This is a genomic window from Pedobacter quisquiliarum, from assembly GCF_014642175.1.
Classification (GTDB): domain Bacteria; phylum Bacteroidota; class Bacteroidia; order Sphingobacteriales; family Sphingobacteriaceae; genus Pedobacter; species Pedobacter quisquiliarum.
Window position 1 is genome coordinate 221,278 of the sequence record NZ_BMIL01000006.1, and the last position, 19,619, is coordinate 240,896.

Genomic DNA, 19,619 nt, shown 5'->3' on the forward strand with positions numbered 1-19,619 from the left:
TTATAGTACGCACCAACTTTACTTCTTAAACGCTCCAGGAGCATCTAAGAAGTAAATCAAGAATATAGCAGAAACAGAAAGCGTACAGATTACAGGTCTTTGAAAGCCTTCGATGCTAAAATGGAAACAAGCTCCGGATCTTCGATCTGTTTTGGATCTAGCACTTCGAAGTCGCGAATGTCAACATAGTCATGAAACTCCGGACTGGTATTGATGATAATCCCACCGAGTAAGAATATCCGCTTGCAGCAAAATTCAGAGCGACTTGCCTTAATCAGGCGCAGCAAACGGGTACGGACGTTATAGTAAGTAAACTCCACGGCGTTCTTAATGTCAATTTCTCCGGCTCCCTCCGTCTTTAAAGGTGCAAGGGAACGCTCTAGCATTAATTCCTGCGCATCAAGGTCGTATTGCTCTGGAACGGCTTTATGACCGTTGTTAAGTCTTTCTAAAGCCAATACCAGCGCACCGCAGCTATTGGTAAGATGTTGCTGCCCTGGTCTGCGCATTTGCCCTAGCACACCATCATCCGTAATACCGATGTGTGGACCATAAAAGATAAAAGCGTCACCACCATCAGGTACATGGTGTGCAAATGCCACCATACCGGTGATTCCAGCATACGGAAGTCCTCCCAAGCCACCCAATGTAAATGGTCGTGTCAGAACCCGCCTGAAGTCAGTGGATACATTTATATCATCGCAGCACAACGAGGTTGCGAATAGAATTTTGTCCATTTCCGATCCATATTCTCCGGAGATGAAGTTGAGGTAGGTTTCTGTAATTTCAGCACCAGTCTTCGCATTTGGGAAATGGGTCTTTAATAGTGGCTCGATCATAATGTACTTTTGAAGGTGAATTATCCGAGCACAAATATACAAGACCTGAAACCAGAACATGAAATGTCCGTAAACAAAAACAGCCTGTAAATACAGGCTGTAAGACGTTAAGTATTTATGAAACTACTTTGCCGAATTCTTCTTTTCAGTCACTTCCGTACGGATATCCTGCGCAAGGACCTTTAAATCCTGCATTGCCTTACGAAGTCTGGTACCCGCAGCATTGTTGCCAGAGTTGTAAAACTTTTCTGCATCTGCTTCAACTGAAGCTAATAATTCTTTCACTTTTGTAAACCTCTCCATATGATTTATATTTAATTAGGTCTCAAATATATAATATTCGGAAACATACTTCTTGCAAGAAAAGGTAAAAAGCGCCTTTATTTTATTATTTGGCGGAGTTTAAAACTATTTTCCGCTATTTTTGGTTTAAAGAAAGGTTAGTTATAAATCGATTTAAATGAATAAACATATACAAATTGTTGAAGATGATGGTGACATCAGATTTATTGTTGAATATATACTTGAAGATGCAAACTACGTAGTAGAGTCATTTGAAAATGCAACGTCATTCATTAATCGAGCGCGTGTTGAAAATGTAGATCTAATTATTCTCGACGTGATGCTTCCTGATGGAAACGGGATTGACCTGTGCAGGAACCTTAAAATAGATGAAAAGACGATCAACGTCCCAGTAATAATCATGTCTGCCCATGCAGGCTCACAATCCGTATTAGAAGAGGCTTGTGCTGATGATTTCATCAATAAGCCTTTTGATTTAGATAACTTTTTAACAAGGGTGAAGCGGATTTTAAATTAATCCCTCACCCCTGTTTTTCTTTGGTCCGCATATCTCTATATGGACCCCATTTCCTTATAGGATATACAACTTCGGATTACCTTTTCTTTTTGCAAAAAGAGGTGCGGTGCTTTTGATGTAAGTTGTTTTCGTTTGATTGGTTTGTTTTTCATTCAAGCCAAGGTGATGCTCATGCTGAAGAATCGCCTTTTTACTGCTTGATGTTTCCGGTTGATTAACTAGCGTTTTCATGATATTGAATTTGCAACACAACAAAGCAGACAACATTTAGTTTAGAATTTGGGGCCAAAATTCCCTGATTTTTGTAAGTTGCTGATTTTTAGTATAGAAAAAATTCCCCATTCATAGTGCTCCTATGTAGGTTTTTCAGCAAACCATGGAATGTTTAGAGGAGAAGCCTGCTCGCCAGACCTAGAAGCAGGAAAAAACCGAAAATATCGGTAAATGTGGTAATGATGATGGAAGAAGCAATAGCAGGATCAATGCCCACACGTTTTAGTAAAAGTGGTATTGCAGCACCCGCAATACCTGCAACAACCAGGTTCCCCGTCATTGCTAGAAAGATGACGAGCCCCATCAAAGGATTGCTGTCAAAGATCAATGAGAAAACAAGTACAATAAGACCCGTCGCAGCACCATTGATCATCCCCACCGTAAACTCTTTGAGCACGGTCCGGTAAGCCTGATGGTCTGTAAGGTCGTATAAGGAAATTCTCCGTACGGTAACGGCCAAGGCTTGCGTTGCTGCATTCCCACCCATACCTGCAATAATGGTCATATATGCGGTAAGTACCGCGATTTTGGCTAATGTAGGCTCATAAAAGCGTACAACCGCAGAGGCCAGGAAGGCTGTCGCCAAGTTAATAATCAGCCATGGCAGCCTCGACTTAACGGCTTCCCGCCAGTTACCGCTTAACTCTTCGTCCTCACTTACACCTGATATTTTCAGAATGTCTTCCGTGTTTTCATCTTCAAGGACATCGATCACGTCATCGAAAGTAACACGGCCAAGAAGTCTCATATCCTCAGCCAACACTGGAATACTGGTAATGTTATACTGTGAGATCAGACGCGCCACTTCCTCCTGATCTGTGTCAGGACTTACCCAGGCAACTTCAGCTTTAACAAGCTCGGAAATGTTAACGTTTCCTTTAGCTTTAAGTAAATCCTTTAAGGAAACGATGCCCTGGAAGATATTGGCGTCATCTATAACGTAGATGGTATAAAACTCCTCCATCTCCTCACTCTGGCGAATGATTTCATCAATAGCGTCCTTTTTGGTGAGATTCAGATTGATGCGGATGAACTCCGTATTCATAAGTCCACCGGCAGTATCTTCCTGGTAGCTTAATAGATTACGGATGTTGGAAGCGTCGTCTTCACTTAAATCGTCCAGCAGCTCCTGTTGTTCCTCAACTTCAAGCTGGGCAATAATATCCGCAGCATCATCATAATCAAGCTCTTCAACAATCTCCGTGCGCTTGTCCGGATGTAACATGAGCAACAGCTCCTCTGGGTGCGTCTCCTCATGCATTTCCGAGATAACCTCGGAAGCAATTTCTACAGAAAGCAAATTGATGATGCGCTGACGATCTTCGTCGCTGAGTCGTTCAAACAGGATTGCGATTTCTGAGGCATGATATTCAGACAAGACGGCCTGCAGTGAAGCATTATCACTGTTTAACGCGTTTTTAATCCTGGAAAAGTCTGTTTTATCGAGCTCGAAAGACTGCATGGCGCGCTAAGGTAGTAAAATAGCTCGAAACCTGAGCTCCACTACTTGAACCAACCTTTTTTCTGGAAATACACCAACTGTAACACGGCCATAATCACCATAATAATTACCGTATACAGGTAACCATGTGGTGAATACAACTCTGGCATGTTCATGGGCATCAATTTTCCAGTCACAGGATCCTCCCTGGAGAAATTCATGCCGTAGATGCCGGCAATGAAAGTCAAAGGGATGAAAATAGAGGAAATGATGGTGAGCACCTTCATGATTTCGTTCATTCTGATGCTGATCATGCTGAGGTACATGTCTATATTGCTGACGGAAATTTCCTTCAACGAATCTATCAGGTCAATCGCCTGAATGCAGTGATCGTATGCATCTTTCAGGTATATCTTCGTCTGTTTTTGAATGAAGGGACTATCAGAGCGCATGATGTCATTGATCTTGTCCTTTTCCGGCCAGGCTACCCGCCGAATGCTAATCAGGTGACGTTTAATGAGCTGGGTGTCGTACATGATCGATCGTTCAGGCTTGTCCATCAGCCGGTCTTCAATTTCCTCCAGTTCATCACCCCAGCCACCAAGGATCTCTATGTAAGTATCGATAATAACATCCATTACCGCATACATAATGTAGCTGGCTCCACCGATCCTGATGGTTCCTTTGCCAGCAGTTAACCGGTCGCGGACCGGCTGTATACAATCTACATAATGCTCCTGGAAAGTGATCAGCGCATTATCCATTAGAATAAACGACACCTGCGTATTCTCAAGTTCCTTTTCCTCATTTAACATCAGCATCCTGCTTACTGCAAAAGCGTAAGTTTCGAACTCTTCAAACTTTGGTCGCTCATGTGTTCTGGTAATGTCCTCAAGGGTGAGTTTATTGATGCCAAACTCATTTTGCAACAGGTCGAACATGGGCAGAGATTTAAAACCTTTGATCTCCAGCCAGAAGGTCTGCTTAGTGGTTTTAATGGACTCGTAAACGCCAGCAAAACTATCAATGTTTTCGCTTGTATACTGTGCACCCGAGATACGATGCAGTGTAAGCTTGGGTTCCAGGGAACTGTCATCCAGATAGATTACACCGGGACTTGAGCCAGTATCCGGCAGACAGCGTTGATTGACCTCTAGTTTTTTATGGCGTTTGCTCATTACAAATACAATTTAGCTTGGGGACCCTGGCTAAACAACAGATCAACGAAGCTCATGTTGGGAAGGAAGCCGTTCCGGTCATCAAAAACCTGAAAATAGGGCTTCAGGTTTTGATTATTATCAGCTTTAAAGCGACTTGCATTTCTATAATCAACCGCCTCCGGTAATTCTTTGATATAGCTTGTTGTAAAATTAACATCCGGTGCTTGTTTTATCTGCTTAAACAACCAGCTGGTGAGTGCCAGATTGTAATCAAACAGGTATTTTGTTTCCTGATGATAGAAAGCAGCAATCTCATCTTCATAATATTCAAAGTATGCAGAGTTGCGGTAACAGGTTTGAAGACTCATCCAGTGCAGTCGTTGCCACTTGAAATCATAGCTTATCTTTACATCTTTAATCTTCGTATGGTATTTGGATCCTTTTATGACCGGTATAAACAGGTTCAATGCGCCATTTGGCGATGCTACAGTTGTCCGGTTTCTAAATGTCTGCTTCGGAAAATGCTCCCATTTTTCAATTTCGAACTCGAAATTCACGGCCTTTAGCGCAGAAAAGTAGCTTACCGGGGGTAGATAAAAAAGGGGAAATGTTGCGATACTTTGCATCTGATAAATTATGTTTGCACTCTCAAACCGCAAATTAATGATAAAAAAAGCGTATTCTTTAATTGAAACCCAATTCTTATTTTAAAATGGAACCGAGTGTCGCCGTCGTCATTTTAAACTGGAATGGCCTTTCATTTCTGAAGTCGTTTTTACCCCAGGTGCTACAGTCTGATTATTCAAGCTTGCAGGTAATCGTAGGCGACAATGCCTCTACTGACGATTCATTACATTTCATAGAAGAGACATTTCCGCAGGTTCGCATTATTCGGAACGAGCGAAACTACGGCTTTGCTGAAGGCTATAACCGAGTCTTAGCTCAAGTACAGGCCGATTATTTTGTGCTGTTGAATTCCGACGTTCAAGTGCCAGCAAACTGGATCAGACCGGTTGTAGCGATGATGGAAAAAGATCCTATGATTGCGGCGGCACAGCCGAAAATCAAAAGTTTCACCGAGCCCTTGAAGTTTGAATATGCTGGTGCTGCAGGCGGGTTTTTAGACCGTTTCGGCTTTCCCTTTTGTCGTGGTCGCATCTTTGACGTGATTGAAACGGATACCGCGCAGTATGATGACGCCATAGAGATTTTTTGGGCCAGTGGCGCAGCATTATTTGTAAAGCGCTCGTGCTGGGTGGAAGTTGGCGGCCTCGATCCTGATTTCTTTGCACACATGGAAGAGATTGATGTATGCTGGCGGCTGAAAAACCTCGGTTACAAGATCGTGTTTTGTCCCGCATCGGAAGTTTATCACGTAGGTGGCGGCACATTGAACTCCACCAATCCTTTCAAAACCTACTTAAACTTCAGGAATAACCTGTACTTACTCCAGAAGAACTTGCCTGCTCAGGAAATGTACCTGATGCTGTTTGCCAGAATCTGGATCGACTTTGTTGCCTGGATCCATTTCCTGCTCTCCGGAGAATTCAAGTTTGCCTGGGCAATCAATAAAGCCCACTTCAACTTCTTTCAGAATTACCGTACGACCGCTAGAAAACGCAGCAAGCAGCAGATTCCCTTTGCCGCGTTAACCGGCGTTTACCACAGCAGCATTGTCTGGGCATTCTTTGCACAAAAGATAAGGCTGTTTAAGAAGCTTAACTTCCGGACTGATCCTGTAAAAATGAAGTAATGGCCATACGGTACCCATCCATTCCAAAGCCGGTTAGCACCCCCTTGCAATTCTTTCCTGTAAGGGAAGTATGCCTATACTCCTCTCTTGCATAAATGTTGGAGATGTGTACTTCAACTACTGGGGTCTTTACTGCTGCAATGGCATCGGAAAGTGCCACAGATGTATGTGTGTAACCACCAGCATTTAGAATGATGCCATCATAGCTGAAGCCAACTTCATGAATCTTATTAATCAGTTCGCCTTCTACGTTACTCTGATAGTAGTCGATCGAAATGTCGCCAAATGTTTGGCGCAGTTGCTCCAAATAGCTTTCAAACCCCTGATTGCCGTAGATGGAGGGTTCCCGTAACCCAAGTAGGTTTAAGTTCGGCCCATTAATTATTTGTATCTTCATCAACCAAACTTAAAAGTTAAAACCAACAGTAGAAAATATTTAAGTGATTACGACTACTTATCTCAAAGAATACAGCACGTACCTGCGCCTGGAACGGGGACTATCTTCGAATTCCATAAAGGCATACCTGAATGATGTTCAAAAGCTCTTGCAATTTATAACAGGAAGCGGTCAGGCCCTTGCCGAGGTTGGTCATGAAGATTTGGTTCGCTTTATCACCTGGTTGAATGAACTCGGGATGTTGCCCAATTCTCAGGCACGGGTGATTTCTGGCTTGAAGTCCTACTTCAGCTTTCTCGCCCTGGAAGAGCTCATTGCAGATGATCCCACAGCATTACTAGAATTGCCTAAACTCAGCCGAAAACTACCGGACGTCTTGAGCGTGGTTGAAATTGATCAGCTGATGGCTGGCATCGATCTATCCAAACCTGAAGGTGTTAGAAGCAGGGCCATCATTGAAGTGCTGTATGGCTGCGGCCTTCGCGTATCAGAGTTGATTGGTTTAAAGATCTCCAACATCCATGCTGATGCAGCATATGTCCTTATTGATGGGAAGGGCAGCAAACAGCGGATTGTACCCATCGGGCAGGTTGCATTGAAACACCTGGACATCTACCTGTCGGAAATCCGGAACAAACAAAAGATTAAGCCACATATGGAAGACTTTGTATTCCTAAATAAATTTGGAGCAAGTCTCTCCCGTGTTTCGGTATTTACCATGATCAAGGCACTGGCGCAGCAAACCGGCATTAAAAAAACCATCAGTCCGCATACCTTCCGGCATTCCTTTGCGACACATCTTATTGAAGGTGGCGCAGATCTCCGAGCCGTACAGGCCATGCTCGGGCATGTGAGCATTACCACGACAGAGATTTACACGCATCTGGACCGTGAATACCTACACGAGGTGATCCGTTCTTTTCACCCCCGGAGCTAACGGGTGCAGGACAGCATTCGATCTTTGGCCTGCAGATCTTTATGCAATTGAATCTCTTTAAATCCCAGGCGCTCCATCAATTCCAGCATTTCTGCACCCAGGAATTCATTAATCTCAAAATATAACCGTCCACCCTGCTTTAAGTTCTTTAATGCCAAAGTGGCGATGGACCGGTAGAATATCAAGGGATCATCATTGCTGACAAACAATGCCTGATGCGGTTCGTGGTTTAGCACGTGTCCATGCATATCTGCACGTTCATCTTCTTTTACATAGGGCGGATTGGAGACAATGACGTCATATAACACAGTGCTGGTATAACTTAGCGCATCAGCATGAATGAACTGAATGGATACGTCATGATCCTGGGCGTTCTGCTTTGCGACCTCCAATGCGGCCTCAAAAACGTCCAGGGCAGAGACCTCTATCCAAGGCAGATTTTTCTTCAGCGTGATGGCGATACAGCCACTTCCGGTACCAATATCCAGTAACTCACGACTCGAATTGGCGGTGCTTTTCTCCTGCCGGATGATCAGGTCGACAAGTTCTTCGGTTTCATCACGCGGGATTAGCACAGCCGGATTAACCCTAAACTTCAGCCTGTAAAACCAGGCCTCCTGAAGAATGTATTGTATCGGCTTGCCAGATTTAAGGTCTTCAAGGATATGCATCAACGTAGCTGCGGTGCCATCTGGCACTTCCGTTTGTTGTTTCTCCAGAAACTGCATCCTGGTGCAGCTTTCAACTTTCTGAAGTGCAATAAAGAATAGGCTTGAGGATTCCTGTTCTTCGTATAGGGAGATCAGGGATTGACTAAAATGCTGCTTGAGGGCCTTGTATTTCATTGCCCGTAAAAGTAACTAAATCGAACAATATACCTATTTTTGCCACGATGGTTGATGAACTTTACATGCGCCGCTGCCTTGAGCTTGCGGAAATAGGTCTTGACAATGTAAGTCCAAATCCGATGGTTGGCTGTGTGATTGTTGCTGATGGAAAGATCATCGGAGAAGGCTACCATAGACAATATGGAACTGCTCACGCAGAAGTGAATGCAATTAACGACGTTTTCCAGAAACACGGCGACCTCGGGCATGAACTGCTAAAAAAGGCTACCGTCTATGTGAGTCTTGAACCCTGCGCCCACTTCGGGAAAACGCCACCATGTGCCGACCTCCTGGTCAAGCATCAGGTAAAAGAGGTTATCATTGGTAATACAGATCCATTTCCAGTCGTAAATGGTCAAGGAATAGAGAAGTTGCGTTCGGCAGGCATTAAAGTTTCTCATGGCATGCTGGCAGCTGAAGGGCGGGCTTTAAATAAACGTTTTTTCACCAGAGTGGAAAAGCAACGACCTTACATCATTCTGAAATGGGCGCAAACCGCCAACGGCTACTTTACACCCCTGATTAATCAGAAGAAGTGGATCAGCAACGCTTTGTCAAAAAAGCTGGTGCATAAATGGCGCGCTGAAGAAGATGCCCTTCTGGTTGGGAAGAAAACGGTGATGACAGACAATCCAGAACTTAATACAAGGGAGTGGCCAGGCTCGAATCCTGTACGTATTGTGATCGACAAACAGTTGGAAATACCGGAAACCAGTCATGTATACAATGATCAGGTGAAGACAATCTTCCTTAATGAAGTTAAAACGGATGTCATTGGCAACAATCATTTCGTGCAGATGGAAGACATGACTTTCTACCTCCCGCAGAAGATTGCCTTCCAACTGTACCTGATGGACATTCAATCCGTGATTATCGAGGGCGGAGCAAACATCCTTAACCAATTCATCTCAGCAGGTCTGTGGGATGAAGCACGGATTATAAAATCAAGCACAAATTGGCAGGAAGGTGTTACCGCACCGCAGATAAATGGTTTTCTGGAAGACATCATCACGCTGGATACCGATACTTTGTTTATTCATCAGAACAGAAGCTAAATGGTATACATCTTCATTAGTGTAATTTGCAGCGTTACTGTAGGCGTTCTATTTAAACTCGCATCCAGGTACAGCATAAACATTCAACAGGCAATCGCCTGGAACTACTTAACGGCAATCATTTTATCGCTGTTGCTCTTTAAACCAGCTGTTGCACAACTTAGCTTGCCCAGTACCCCTACTTACTACATTTTAGGTATTTTACTTCCCACGATTTTCTGGATTCTGTCCAGGTCGGTGAAAGCAGTCGGCATTGCCCGGACCGATATCGCACAGCGTCTTTCTTTAATCATCCCCTTGTTGGCGGCTTATCTGATTTTTCAGGAAGCGTTTGGCGGAGTGAAGATCGTTGGACTGGTTCTAGCATTCCTCTCTGTGGTGCTGATGCTAATTAATAAAGGAAATGCCAAAAGCAAGGCAAGTATCATCTTTCCCGTTCTCGTATTTCTGGGTTTTGGGACGGTAGATATCCTGTTTAAACAAATCGCAGCAGACCCAAGTCGGCCTTATGCCACAATTCTCCTGCTTGTATTTCTGATTGCCTTTCCACTTGCACTAGCTGCGGCATTATACCAGCGGTTTAAATACCAACGTTCATTTAAGTTGGTCAATGTGCTATATGGCATGTTACTGGGCATGTTCAACTTCATGAACATCTTCTTTTACCTTAAAGCTCATCAGGCATTGTCAGCGCAGCCCTCACTTGTTTTTGCATCCATGAACATCGGTGTGGTGGTACTTGGCACCTTACTGGGTTATTTCTTGTTTAAAGAGCAACTCAGCAAGTTGAACTTTGCCGGAGTTGGTCTTGCCATTGTCGCTATTGTAATGATCACCATTGCGCAGTATTATGGAAGCTAAGGATACGTTTAAAACAGTGGCGTCTGCGGCTGAAGGTATTTTCCGCGACAAGGGCAGTAAGTTCATCGGCTATATTTTTCCGATGTCAGCACTAGCTGAGCTGAAGCCAATACTGCAACAACTCAGTGCGGAACATCCGAAAGCGCGACATTATTGTTGGGCGTACCGACTCGGACTTGACAGCGACAATTATCGAATAAATGATGATGGAGAACCCTCCGGCACCGCAGGACGACCAATACTGAACAGCTTATTGTCTGCCGGGCTTACAAACGTGCTTGTCGTGGTGGTCCGCTATTTCGGTGGCACCCTCTTAGGGGTTCCAGGACTGATCAATGCCTACAAGTCGGCGACCATAGCGGCCATAGAAAACAGTGTGATCATTGAGAAAACGGAAAATGTTGTACTTACCGTTCGTTGTGCATACCTGCAATTGAATGCCGTGATGCGCATCATCAAAGAAACGGATCTCACTGTACGCACACAAACCTTTGACCTGGAATGTACGTTTGTACTTGAAGTCAGGAAAGCCACAGTGGAGCTTTTAACTGCAAAGTTGAGCCAGGTGGAGGAAATTCAGATTGACATTACATGATTGGAGATTTTTGGCGCAGATTAACTGTACCTTTGCCCGCAAATTTTCACTATGTCCCGAATATCCGAATCCGACCTTGTCATCAATCCTGATGGCAGCATATACCACCTAAACTTACGCCCCGAGGATCTTGCTGACAGCGTTATCACTGTTGGTGATCCGGATCGTGTAGCTGAGGTGTCCCGCTACTTTGACAGTATAGAAGTCCGGAAAGGTAAGCGAGAGTTTATTACGCATACCGGCTATGTTGGCAAAACCCTGCTGAGTGTTGTTTCTACTGGCATAGGAACAGACAATATAGACATCGTGTTCAATGAACTGGATGCATTGGTGAATATTGACTTTGAGACCCGTGAAGTTAAGGACAAGCTTCGTACACTTGACATCATCCGGATTGGCACATCCGGAGCAATACAAGATGATCTGCCCATCGGCACCATCCTGGCCGCTTCCCACGGCCTTGGGCTGGACACGCTCATGGGCTTCTATTTGGCGGAAGTTGATCCGGAAGATGCCAGATTGTTAGCAATGGTACGTCAGCATTTAACAGGGTTCGATGCTGTTGAGCCCTATTTCACAGCGGCCAGCAGCCCATTAACAGAAAAAATTGCCTCGACCCTTCCGAAGGGGATTACAGTTACTGCCCCGGGGTTTTATGCGCCGCAAGGCAGAAAAGTCAGGGCTGCTGCCAAGTTCCCAAACCTGATTTCACAATTGAACAGCTTCCGCGATGGCGATCTGCGGATCACGAATCTGGAGATGGAAACAGCAGGAATCTATGCGCTGGCAAAAGTGCTCGGGCATCGTGCACTTTCCATTAACGCAATTCTTGCCAGTCGCGTAAAGTTCGCCTTCAGCAACAATCCTCAGCAGGTGGTTGATCAAGCGATCCGCCACGTGCTAGAGCGAATTTAAACTACCAGCCCCTTAACGGTATTCTCCTCCCAAACGACATTACTATACATGAACAATAAGCAATATTTCTCTTTAATTTTAATTCTTGGATCCCTCACCGCTTTAGGACCATTTTCCATAGATATGTATCTGCCGGCCTTTCCGGTAATCGCGAAAGATCTGAACACAAGCACCGAGCAGGTGGCTATTTCGCTCTCCAGCTTTTTCATTGGTATTTCCCTTGGGCAATTGCTTTACGGACCTTTGCTAGACCGTTTCGGGCGTAAGAAACCCCTATGTTTAGGTTTGTTACTCTATATCCTTGCCTCTCTTGGTTGTGTTTTCGCAACGACGCTGAATCAGCTCATCATTCTTCGTGCAGTACAGGCGCTTGGTAGCTGCGCGGCAGCTGTTGCTTCGGTGGCAATGGTTAGGGATCTCTTTCCGGTTAAAGACAGCGCCAAGGTATTTGCATTATTGATGTTGGTTGTTGGCGTATCGCCGATGCTTGCACCTACTGCTGGTAGTTACGTAACCATCCTCTTTGGCTGGCATGCGATATTCATTGCGCTCATGGCTTTAGGTCTGATAAACTTACTTGCGAGTATTTTCTGGTTGCCGGAGAAGTACCAACCTGATCCAACGATCTCCTTATTGCCTGCACCAATCATTAAAACCTTCCTATCTGTTATTGCGGAACCCTACTTCTATACTTACGCTTTAACTGGAGCAATGGCGTTCTCAGGCTTGTTTGCGTATGTGGCTGGCTCACCTGTCGTATTCATGGAAGTATTTAAGGTGAGTACGGAGATGTACGGATGGATCTTCGCAATTTTGTCTATTGGACTGATTACCTCCAGCCAGATAAACAGCTTACTCGTACGGCGGTTTAAGAGTGAACGGATCGTGTTCGTTGCATTAAGTACGCAGTTGGTACTTACGCTCTGTTTCTTTGCGGGCGCATACTTGAACTTGTTAAACCTTTACAATACCATAGGACTGCTGTTCCTATTCCTGTGTTGTTTAGGTTTTATCAATCCCAACACTTCGGCGCTATCACTTTCCCCGTTTAAAAAGAATGCAGGTAGTGCCTCGGCATTGATGGGCGCCATTCAGATGGGTGTTGGTGCGGTTGCCTCATCGCTATTGAGTGTGTTCGACACCAAATCTGCCCTTCCTATGGTGGCCGTAATGGCGGGTTCCACAGCGATAGCCATGATTATACTGCTTTTCGGACGACTGAAATTAAGTAAAACAATAGCATAGCTACGGTGTTGAAAAGATGATCTAAAACGGAAAATCTATGTTTAACAAACTACAACACACAGTTGCATTAGCTGCAGGTAAGACAATTTTAAACGGTACTGATGAAGTGCGGTTGAGTACTGGAAAGCGGATGATCTCCATACTTGCAGGTGCTTTCATCTTTAGACGAGGACTGAAGAACCTTACTAAAAGCCCGGTAATCGCTGTTCAGGAGCTCGCACTTGGCGGCTTACTGTTGTATAACGGGGCAACCGGAGAAAATAAACTTGGTAGTAAAGCAAAGCAGCCGCTTCGGGCTCGGCCATATAACGCCGCATTAGCGCAACCCATGCCTGACCTTTATCGGCTTAAGTAATCTGCAGCCTCTGTTACTGATGACCGCCAGTAACAGAGGCGCTGCATTAATCGTCATGCTTTACATGTTCCATATGCTTGCGAAAGCGGAGCTTGAGGGTTTTCTCAGCTTTTGCTTTAAGCTGACGGATGCGCTCTTTACTGTAACCAAGTAAGCTGGCGATTTCCATGGTATTTAGCTTCTCGTCACAGTCAATTCCGTAATAGTATTTTATAATAAGTGCTTCCCTTTTCGGCAAAGACTCAATGGCACGGAGCACATTGTTATATTTTGAACGCTTAACCATTTTTTGTTCCGCGTTGTCTGTGGCATCAGGAATCATATCAATCACACTCCGATCTAATTGCTGCGCATCTATCCAGACAATTTTCCCATGATACTCCAGGTATTCAGAAGTATTCTTTTCAGGTAAATTGACAAGTTCGGCGATTTCCGTAATGGAGGGTGTCCGGCCTTCGGCCTGTTCAAATTTGCGGATGTTCTTTTCCAAAAACTTCTTTTTATCGAGTTTATTCTTTGGAATGGTCACAATCATGTTCATTCGCCTTGATCGTTGGATCATCTGGTTGATGTCCCAGGTTGCTAAAGTGATGAGTTTACAGCCATAATCAACATTGAACTTACTAACTGCTGCCATCAAACCTCTGTTCCCTTCCGATATAAAATCGAGCATTTGTGTTTGGTTGAAGGCGTATCGTTTAGCGATAAACACAACAAATCGCAAGTTTCCCTTGAGCAGGATATCAGCAGCCTGAGGATCCCCAGCCTTAATCCTCTCCCCTAATACCTGTTCTTCCCTCCTGCTGAGCAGTTTGTATTGCTTTGTTTCCCGGATGTAGATGGCGAGGAGCGAGTTCTCGAAGTTCCAGTCCGAGAGCGTTAATGATTTCATATTGTTTAAATTAATCTTCTAATATTAACACAAGATAAAGATGGTATCGTAAGAAACAAATTATTTTAATAAAATTGTTTATACTTATTTTAGTTTTAAAAAATGATGTTCTAAGACTGTACTTATTTGCATTTTATTGCAATCCATATCCTAAGCAGGAGAATGGAAAGAATGCCGCGGGGTATTATTACAAGCTTCTGACTTCCCCTTCTTATACATTCCTCTAAAAACATTTACTTTTGTACCACATTTAATTACTATGAGTAAAAAGGGCAGAATTTTAGTCGCCATGAGTGGTGGTGTGGATAGTTCGGTTGCTGCGGTCATGCTGCACGAGCAGGGATATGAAGTCATCGGCTTAACCATGAAGACATGGGACTATGCTACTTCTGGAACCAACGGCAAGGAAACTGGTTGCTGCAGTTTGGATAGCATCAACGATGCACGCACACTTGCGGTGAACTATGGATTTCCACACTATATATTAGACATTAGAGATGAGTTTGGAGATTATGTAATCGACAACTTTGTTGATGAATACCTTGCGGGTCGTACACCGAATCCTTGTGTACTTTGCAATACGCATATCAAATGGGAGGCGCTTTTGAAGCGGGCCAATAAGCTGGACTGTGAATTTATCGCAACAGGACACTACGCGAACATCAGACAACATGATAATGGACGCTATGTAATCTCTAAAGGAAAAGATGAAAACAAGGACCAGTCTTACGTGCTTTGGGGCGTATCTCAGGAGAACCTGTCACGCACGCAGTTTCCTTTAGGATCTTTCGCAAAGTCGGAGATTAAGCAAATGGCTTTGGATATGGGCCAGGAAGAATTAGCTAAGAAGAGCGAAAGTTATGAAATCTGCTTTGTGCCGGATAACGATTATCGTTCGTTCTTGCGTCATAAGGTTGAAGATTTAGAGGAGCGTGTAGCTGGTGGCAATTTTATTCTGAGCAATGGAATGGTTGTGGGTCAGCATAAAGGCTATCCATTCTATACTATTGGCCAGCGTAAAGGTTTGGGCATCGCCCTTGGTGAGCCGATGTTTGTTACGCAGATTCTTCCAGAAAGTAATACGGTTGTTCTGGGACGTGCAGATGAGCTTGAAAGACGTGAAGCAATGGTCCGCAATGTGAATCTTCAGAAATATGAAAGCATTTTGGATCCTATGGATAATGTGATTACAAAAATCCGTTACAAAGATGCAGGTATGCTGAGCACGATCGTACAGGAGAAAGATAAGATGCGTGTGGTATTTGACCATTCTGTTTCTGCAATTGCACCTGGACAGTCCGCAGTGTTTTATGAAGGAAATGATCTTTTAGGTGGCGGCTTCCTGTGCTAAGCTGATTTCAATTGCCAATAAATTAATCTATATAGAAAAGGCTTGCACGTTTAACGTGCAAGCCTTTGTTATTTTAAGCGCAGCATAGCGCATGCTTATTGATTAGCATGCGCGATTTAGCGATTAAAGCTTAGCTGTGATTTCTGCATCCAAAGGTTTCACCTTAGAGCGGAAACGGTGAACTAACTTTCCATGCTCATCAATCAGGAACTTTTCAAAGTTCCAGTTGATCTCGCCTTTAAAGTCTGGATTCTCCTGGCTGGTCAGGTAGGCAAATAATGGATTGATGTCGCTGCCTTTAACGCTCACTTTTTCGCTAAGCAAAAAGCTTACGCCAAAGTTGGCTTCACAAAATTCTTTGATTTCAGCATTGGAAGAAAGTTCCTGGCCACCAAAGTTTCCTGCCGGGAAGCCGATAAGCACCACTTCCTTGCCATACTGCTGATGCAGCTTCTCCAGTTCTTCATACTGCGGTGTAAAGCCACACTTGGAGGCGGTATTTACGATCAGAAGTTTCTTTCCTTTAAACTTCGACAGCGCGATTTCCTTACCATCAATCGTCTTGATCTTGAAATCGTAAACACTTTTTGGTGGGCTGAAAAATAGCCCGATGATTACTAACAGTATATTCATTGGTTTTAATTTTTTAGGTTAACAATATAGATGCACAAGCTGTTTTGCAAGACCACTATATATGTAAAGATACAAGACAAATTACCATTAAATGAAGATCAAATTTTGAATTCTGCTTTATTTATAGCTTTATTTGCAGAAAAACGTTCTGAATGGCGAAAAATTTATTGATAGTTGAGTCCCCTGCAAAAGCAAAAACCATCGAAGGATATTTAGGTAAGGATTTCATGGTTAAGTCTAGTTACGGCCACATACGTGATCTGGTAAAAGGCGATATGGCTATTGATATCAGCAACAACTTTACACAGACGTATGAAGTCCCTGCTGACAAAAAGCAGGTTGTGGCAGAACTTAAAAAGCTAGCAAAGAACGCAGAAATGGTATGGCTCGCATCCGATGAGGACCGCGAGGGAGAAGCCATATCCTGGCACCTTTTCGAAACGCTGAATTTAAAAGCAGAGAAAACCAAGCGGATTGTCTTTCATGAAATCACCAAACCCGCCATTCTAAGAGCCATTGAGGCCCCAAGAACCATAGACTATAACCTTGTGCATGCACAGCAAGCCAGGCGTGTCCTAGACCGTTTGGTGGGCTTTGAGCTATCGCCTGTACTTTGGAAAAAAATTAAACCTTCCCTATCTGCAGGACGCGTACAATCTGTTGCTGTACGGTTGATTGTAGACAGGGAACGCGAAATCAATAAATTTAAGCCAAGCGCAGCCTTCAAAATCTCCGCGCAATTCAATAACGGTAATCCGAAGGAGATTGTGCGTGCAGAACTTCCACAACGGTTTAGCGATGAAGCAGACGCAGCGAAGTTCCTTCAGGACTGCGTTAACGCAAACTTCAAAGTAGCCACGCTTGAAACAAAACCTGCAAAGCGTAACCCTGCAGCACCTTTTACCACTTCAACCCTGCAACAAGAAGCATCCAGGAAACTAGGATATAGTGTATCCAGGACCATGCAAATAGCACAACGTCTTTATGAAAGTGGAAAAATCACTTACATGAGAACGGATTCGGTGAACCTTTCCGAAACCGCAGTGCAGGCAGCCGCTAAAGAAATCAATTCTGCATTCGGGGAAAAGTACCATCAGCCACGCGTTTATAAAACGAAGTCAGCTGGCGCGCAGGAAGCGCACGAGGCCATCAGACCTACTTACTTCGACCAGCATACGGTTGCAGGTGATAGCGCTGAACAACGATTGTATGAGCTGATCTGGAAACGCGCAATTGCATCACAGATGAGTGAAGCACAGTTTGAGAAAACAACCGCTCAGATTGAAGTGAGCAGCAGACCCGAACGATTGATTGCAGAGGGCGAAGTCCTTAAATTTGACGGCTTCCTCAAAGTTTATCTTGAATCCAGCGACGATGAAGACGCGGAAGATGGATCAAACAACAATATGCTTCCGCCATTGCAAAAGAATCAGATGCTGTCTTTACAGCAGATGAATGCTATAGAACGCTTTTCGAGACCACCGGCAAGATACACAGAGGCCAGCCTCGTTAAGAAGCTTGAAGAGCTTGGTATCGGTCGTCCCTCCACATATGCACCGACCATCTCCACGATACAAAACCGTGGTTATGTAGTTAAGGAAGATCGTGAAGGTAGACAACGTACCTTTAATACCATCACCCTGGCCAATAATGAAATCAGTAAACAGACAAAGACGGAAATTACCGGAGCGGAGAAATCCAAACTGTTTCCCACGGACATTGGTGAGGTTGTTAACGACTTCTTAGTTGAACATTTCAAGGACATTGTAGATTTCAACTTTACCGCATCGGTAGAGAAAGAATTTGATGAGATCGCACAAGGATTAAAGGAATGGACGAATATGCTTCATGCCTTTTACAAACCATTCCACGAAGAAGTACAGGTTACCCTTGACACTGCTGACCGTGCAAATGGCGAGCGCTTGTTAGGTGTGGATCCGGACAGCGGCAAGAATGTTTACGCTAAGGTGGGGAAATTTGGTCCACTTGTTCAAATCGGGCAATTGGATGAAGAAGAAAAACCAAGGTATGCCAGTATATCCAAGACGCAAAGCGTAGGTACAATCACCCTTGAGGAAGCCTTGGAGCAATTTAAGTTACCGTTTCAACTGGAAGATTACGAAGGTAAAGAGGTTTCCGTTGGCGTAGGCCGCTTTGGTCCATATGTGAAATGGGGCGACAGCTTTATCTCCGTGCCTAAGAACGAAGATCCATTAACCATCGATTTCGAACGGGCAACTGAAATTATCCAGGAGAAAATCACGGCAGATGCGCCTGTCGCGGAACATGAAGGTATGCCTGTTACAAAAGGCACTGGCCGTTTTGGGCCCTTTATTAAATGGAACGGCCTATTCATCAACGTGCCACGTGCTTATGATTTCGATAACCTCAGCAAGAAAGACATCACTGAATTGATCCATAAAAAGGTTGAAAAAGAAGCAAACCGTTTCATTCAACAATGGACGGATGAAAAGATTGCGATTGAGAATGGACGATGGGGACCCTTCATTCGCTTTGGAAAGGATATGCTCAAGCTTCGTAAGAATCCAGCATCAAATGATAAGTATACGCCTGAAGAACTCGCTGCTTTAAGCCTCGACGATGTTAAAGCTTTGATTAAGGAACAAGTTCCTAATGCCTTTGAGAAGAAGGTGAAAGCAACAAAAAAGGTGACTGCAGATGGTGCTGAACCAAAGAAGGCAGCAACAAAGAAAGCGACAACGAAAAAGGCAGCAACAAAGAAAGCAGCGCCTAAGAAAGCAGTAGTTAAGAAGTAGCACGAAGGTTCAATCCCTACAATGAAAAAAGATCTGCCCGCGAATATTGTTGAAGACATTGCTATCGCAGTGGTTCTGATGAACGACACACCTGAAGTGGCGAGTTGGAGTGTGTACCTGATCAACTACAAGAACGAGACGCTTGAACATGTACTGGTAAGCTCTAAGGGCTACGGGGAGAAGGATGGTAAAATGGTCAAGACCTCTGTGCTTCGCCATGCACTGCGCGATGTAGAACCGATGTCATTTGCCGTTATCGAAGCCATTGACCCGGCAGTGTTTGGCTTGACGAACGAATACCTCCTCAGCTTTTACATAGACGGAACGATCTACGACAAAAAGTTTATCTTTTTACCAGAAAGCATCATTGATGTAAATCTTCGGCATGTGCCCTTGCTCAATAAGCCGGGCGTGATGATCAAGTAGTCAACGG

22 protein-coding genes are annotated in these 19,619 nt (G+C 44.2%); 12 read left to right on the forward strand and 10 right to left on the reverse strand.

Annotated features, from left to right (window positions below; translation table 11 throughout):
- Positions 1–89 precede the first annotated feature (89 nt).
- Together IEW69_RS10590 and IEW69_RS10595 are read right to left on the reverse strand one after the other, a co-directional pair.
- On the reverse strand, positions 90–839 hold the full coding sequence (locus IEW69_RS10590; protein ID WP_188626824.1) for an LCIB family protein: 750 nt from the start codon (positions 837–839) through the stop codon (positions 90–92).
- 123 nt (positions 840–962) lie between these two features.
- Positions 963–1,142 carry a BF3379 family histone-like protein gene (locus IEW69_RS10595; protein WP_188626825.1) on the reverse strand — a complete coding sequence of 60 codons (180 nt, stop codon included), beginning with the start codon at positions 1,140–1,142 and terminating at the stop codon, positions 963–965.
- 157 nt (positions 1,143–1,299) lie between these two features.
- On the opposite strand from IEW69_RS10595, the gene IEW69_RS10600 reads away from it, so the two are divergent.
- Complete coding sequence (locus IEW69_RS10600) at positions 1,300–1,659, forward strand: response regulator transcription factor (protein ID WP_188626826.1); 360 nt, start codon at positions 1,300–1,302, stop codon at positions 1,657–1,659.
- Between the two features lie 54 nt (positions 1,660–1,713).
- Here IEW69_RS10600 and IEW69_RS10605 read toward each other — a convergent pair whose 3' ends face one another.
- The 4 genes from IEW69_RS10605 to IEW69_RS10620 form a co-directional block, all read right to left on the reverse strand.
- On the reverse strand, positions 1,714–1,890 hold the full coding sequence (locus tag IEW69_RS10605) for a hypothetical protein (RefSeq protein ID WP_188626827.1): 177 nt from the start codon (positions 1,888–1,890) through the stop codon (positions 1,714–1,716).
- Positions 1,891–2,044: 154 nt separating this feature from the next.
- On the reverse strand, positions 2,045–3,394 hold the full coding sequence (gene mgtE / locus IEW69_RS10610) for a magnesium transporter (protein WP_188626828.1): 1,350 nt from the start codon (positions 3,392–3,394) through the stop codon (positions 2,045–2,047).
- A gap of 41 nt (positions 3,395–3,435) precedes the next feature.
- A complete protein-coding gene (corA, locus tag IEW69_RS10615; RefSeq protein WP_188626829.1) occupies positions 3,436–4,551 on the reverse strand; it encodes a magnesium/cobalt transporter CorA in 1,116 nt (371 codons plus the stop codon).
- Positions 4,551–5,159, reverse strand: a complete 609-nt coding sequence (locus tag IEW69_RS10620; protein WP_188626830.1) for a WbqC family protein — start codon at positions 5,157–5,159, stop codon at positions 4,551–4,553. Before IEW69_RS10620 ends, corA begins: the two co-directional genes overlap by 1 nt.
- Positions 5,160–5,245: 86 nt before the next feature.
- Here IEW69_RS10620 and IEW69_RS10625 point away from each other — a divergent pair, with 86 nt between their 5' ends.
- Positions 5,246–6,286 carry a glycosyltransferase family 2 protein gene (locus IEW69_RS10625; protein ID WP_188626831.1) on the forward strand — a complete coding sequence of 347 codons (1,041 nt, stop codon included), beginning with the start codon at positions 5,246–5,248 and terminating at the stop codon, positions 6,284–6,286.
- Here the strand turns inward: IEW69_RS10625 and aroQ are convergent.
- Entirely contained in the window at positions 6,252–6,683 is a 432-nt protein-coding gene (aroQ, locus tag IEW69_RS10630; protein WP_188626832.1) for a type II 3-dehydroquinate dehydratase, read from the reverse strand. The two genes, IEW69_RS10625 and aroQ, sit on opposite strands and share 35 nt — an antisense overlap.
- A 43-nt stretch (positions 6,684–6,726) precedes the next feature.
- On the opposite strand from aroQ, the gene xerD reads away from it, so the two are divergent.
- Positions 6,727–7,620: a site-specific tyrosine recombinase XerD gene (gene xerD / locus IEW69_RS10635; protein WP_188626833.1), complete on the forward strand. Its 894-nt coding sequence runs from the start codon at positions 6,727–6,729 to the stop codon at positions 7,618–7,620.
- On the opposite strand, the gene prmC is transcribed toward xerD, so the two are convergent.
- Complete coding sequence (gene prmC / locus IEW69_RS10640; protein ID WP_188626834.1) at positions 7,617–8,465, reverse strand: peptide chain release factor N(5)-glutamine methyltransferase; 849 nt, start codon at positions 8,463–8,465, stop codon at positions 7,617–7,619. The genes xerD and prmC overlap by 4 nt on opposite strands.
- Positions 8,466–8,512: 47 nt before the next feature.
- On the opposite strand from prmC, the gene ribD reads away from it, so the two are divergent.
- Genes ribD through IEW69_RS10670 form a run of 6 tightly spaced genes read left to right on the forward strand, consistent with a single transcriptional unit; the run spans position 8,513 to position 13,533 of the window.
- Complete coding sequence (gene ribD, locus IEW69_RS10645) at positions 8,513–9,562, forward strand: bifunctional diaminohydroxyphosphoribosylaminopyrimidine deaminase/5-amino-6-(5-phosphoribosylamino)uracil reductase RibD (protein ID WP_188626835.1); 1,050 nt, start codon at positions 8,513–8,515, stop codon at positions 9,560–9,562.
- Complete coding sequence (locus IEW69_RS10650) at positions 9,563–10,423, forward strand: EamA family transporter (protein ID WP_188626836.1); 861 nt, start codon at positions 9,563–9,565, stop codon at positions 10,421–10,423.
- Complete coding sequence (locus IEW69_RS10655) at positions 10,413–11,018, forward strand: IMPACT family protein (RefSeq protein WP_188626837.1); 606 nt, start codon at positions 10,413–10,415, stop codon at positions 11,016–11,018. Before IEW69_RS10650 ends, IEW69_RS10655 begins: the two co-directional genes overlap by 11 nt.
- A 51-nt stretch (positions 11,019–11,069) precedes the next feature.
- Entirely contained in the window at positions 11,070–11,933 is an 864-nt protein-coding gene (locus IEW69_RS10660; protein ID WP_188626838.1) for a nucleoside phosphorylase, read from the forward strand.
- Between the two features lie 48 nt (positions 11,934–11,981).
- Positions 11,982–13,178, forward strand: a complete 1,197-nt coding sequence (locus tag IEW69_RS10665) for a multidrug effflux MFS transporter (protein WP_188626839.1) — start codon at positions 11,982–11,984, stop codon at positions 13,176–13,178.
- Between the two features lie 37 nt (positions 13,179–13,215).
- Entirely contained in the window at positions 13,216–13,533 is a 318-nt protein-coding gene (locus tag IEW69_RS10670; protein ID WP_188626840.1) for a hypothetical protein, read from the forward strand.
- Between the two features lie 46 nt (positions 13,534–13,579).
- Here IEW69_RS10670 and IEW69_RS10675 read toward each other — a convergent pair whose 3' ends face one another.
- The gene (locus IEW69_RS10675) at positions 13,580–14,425 is read right to left on the reverse strand and encodes a sigma-70 family RNA polymerase sigma factor (RefSeq protein WP_188626841.1); all 846 of its coding nucleotides are present in this window, start codon (positions 14,423–14,425) and stop codon (positions 13,580–13,582) included.
- Between the two features lie 259 nt (positions 14,426–14,684).
- Here IEW69_RS10675 and mnmA point away from each other — a divergent pair, with 259 nt between their 5' ends.
- Positions 14,685–15,776, forward strand: coding sequence for a tRNA 2-thiouridine(34) synthase MnmA (mnmA, locus tag IEW69_RS10680; protein ID WP_188626842.1), 1,092 nt, complete (start codon positions 14,685–14,687; stop codon positions 15,774–15,776).
- Between the two features lie 123 nt (positions 15,777–15,899).
- Here mnmA and IEW69_RS10685 read toward each other — a convergent pair whose 3' ends face one another.
- On the reverse strand, positions 15,900–16,409 hold the full coding sequence (locus IEW69_RS10685; protein ID WP_188626843.1) for a glutathione peroxidase: 510 nt from the start codon (positions 16,407–16,409) through the stop codon (positions 15,900–15,902).
- 152 nt (positions 16,410–16,561) lie between these two features.
- On the opposite strand from IEW69_RS10685, the gene topA reads away from it, so the two are divergent.
- Together topA and IEW69_RS10695 are read left to right on the forward strand one after the other, a co-directional pair.
- A complete protein-coding gene (topA, locus tag IEW69_RS10690; RefSeq protein ID WP_188626844.1) occupies positions 16,562–19,186 on the forward strand; it encodes a type I DNA topoisomerase in 2,625 nt (874 codons plus the stop codon).
- A gap of 21 nt (positions 19,187–19,207) precedes the next feature.
- Positions 19,208–19,612: a hypothetical protein gene (locus IEW69_RS10695; RefSeq protein ID WP_188626845.1), complete on the forward strand. Its 405-nt coding sequence runs from the start codon at positions 19,208–19,210 to the stop codon at positions 19,610–19,612.
- Positions 19,613–19,619: the final 7 nt, after the last annotated feature.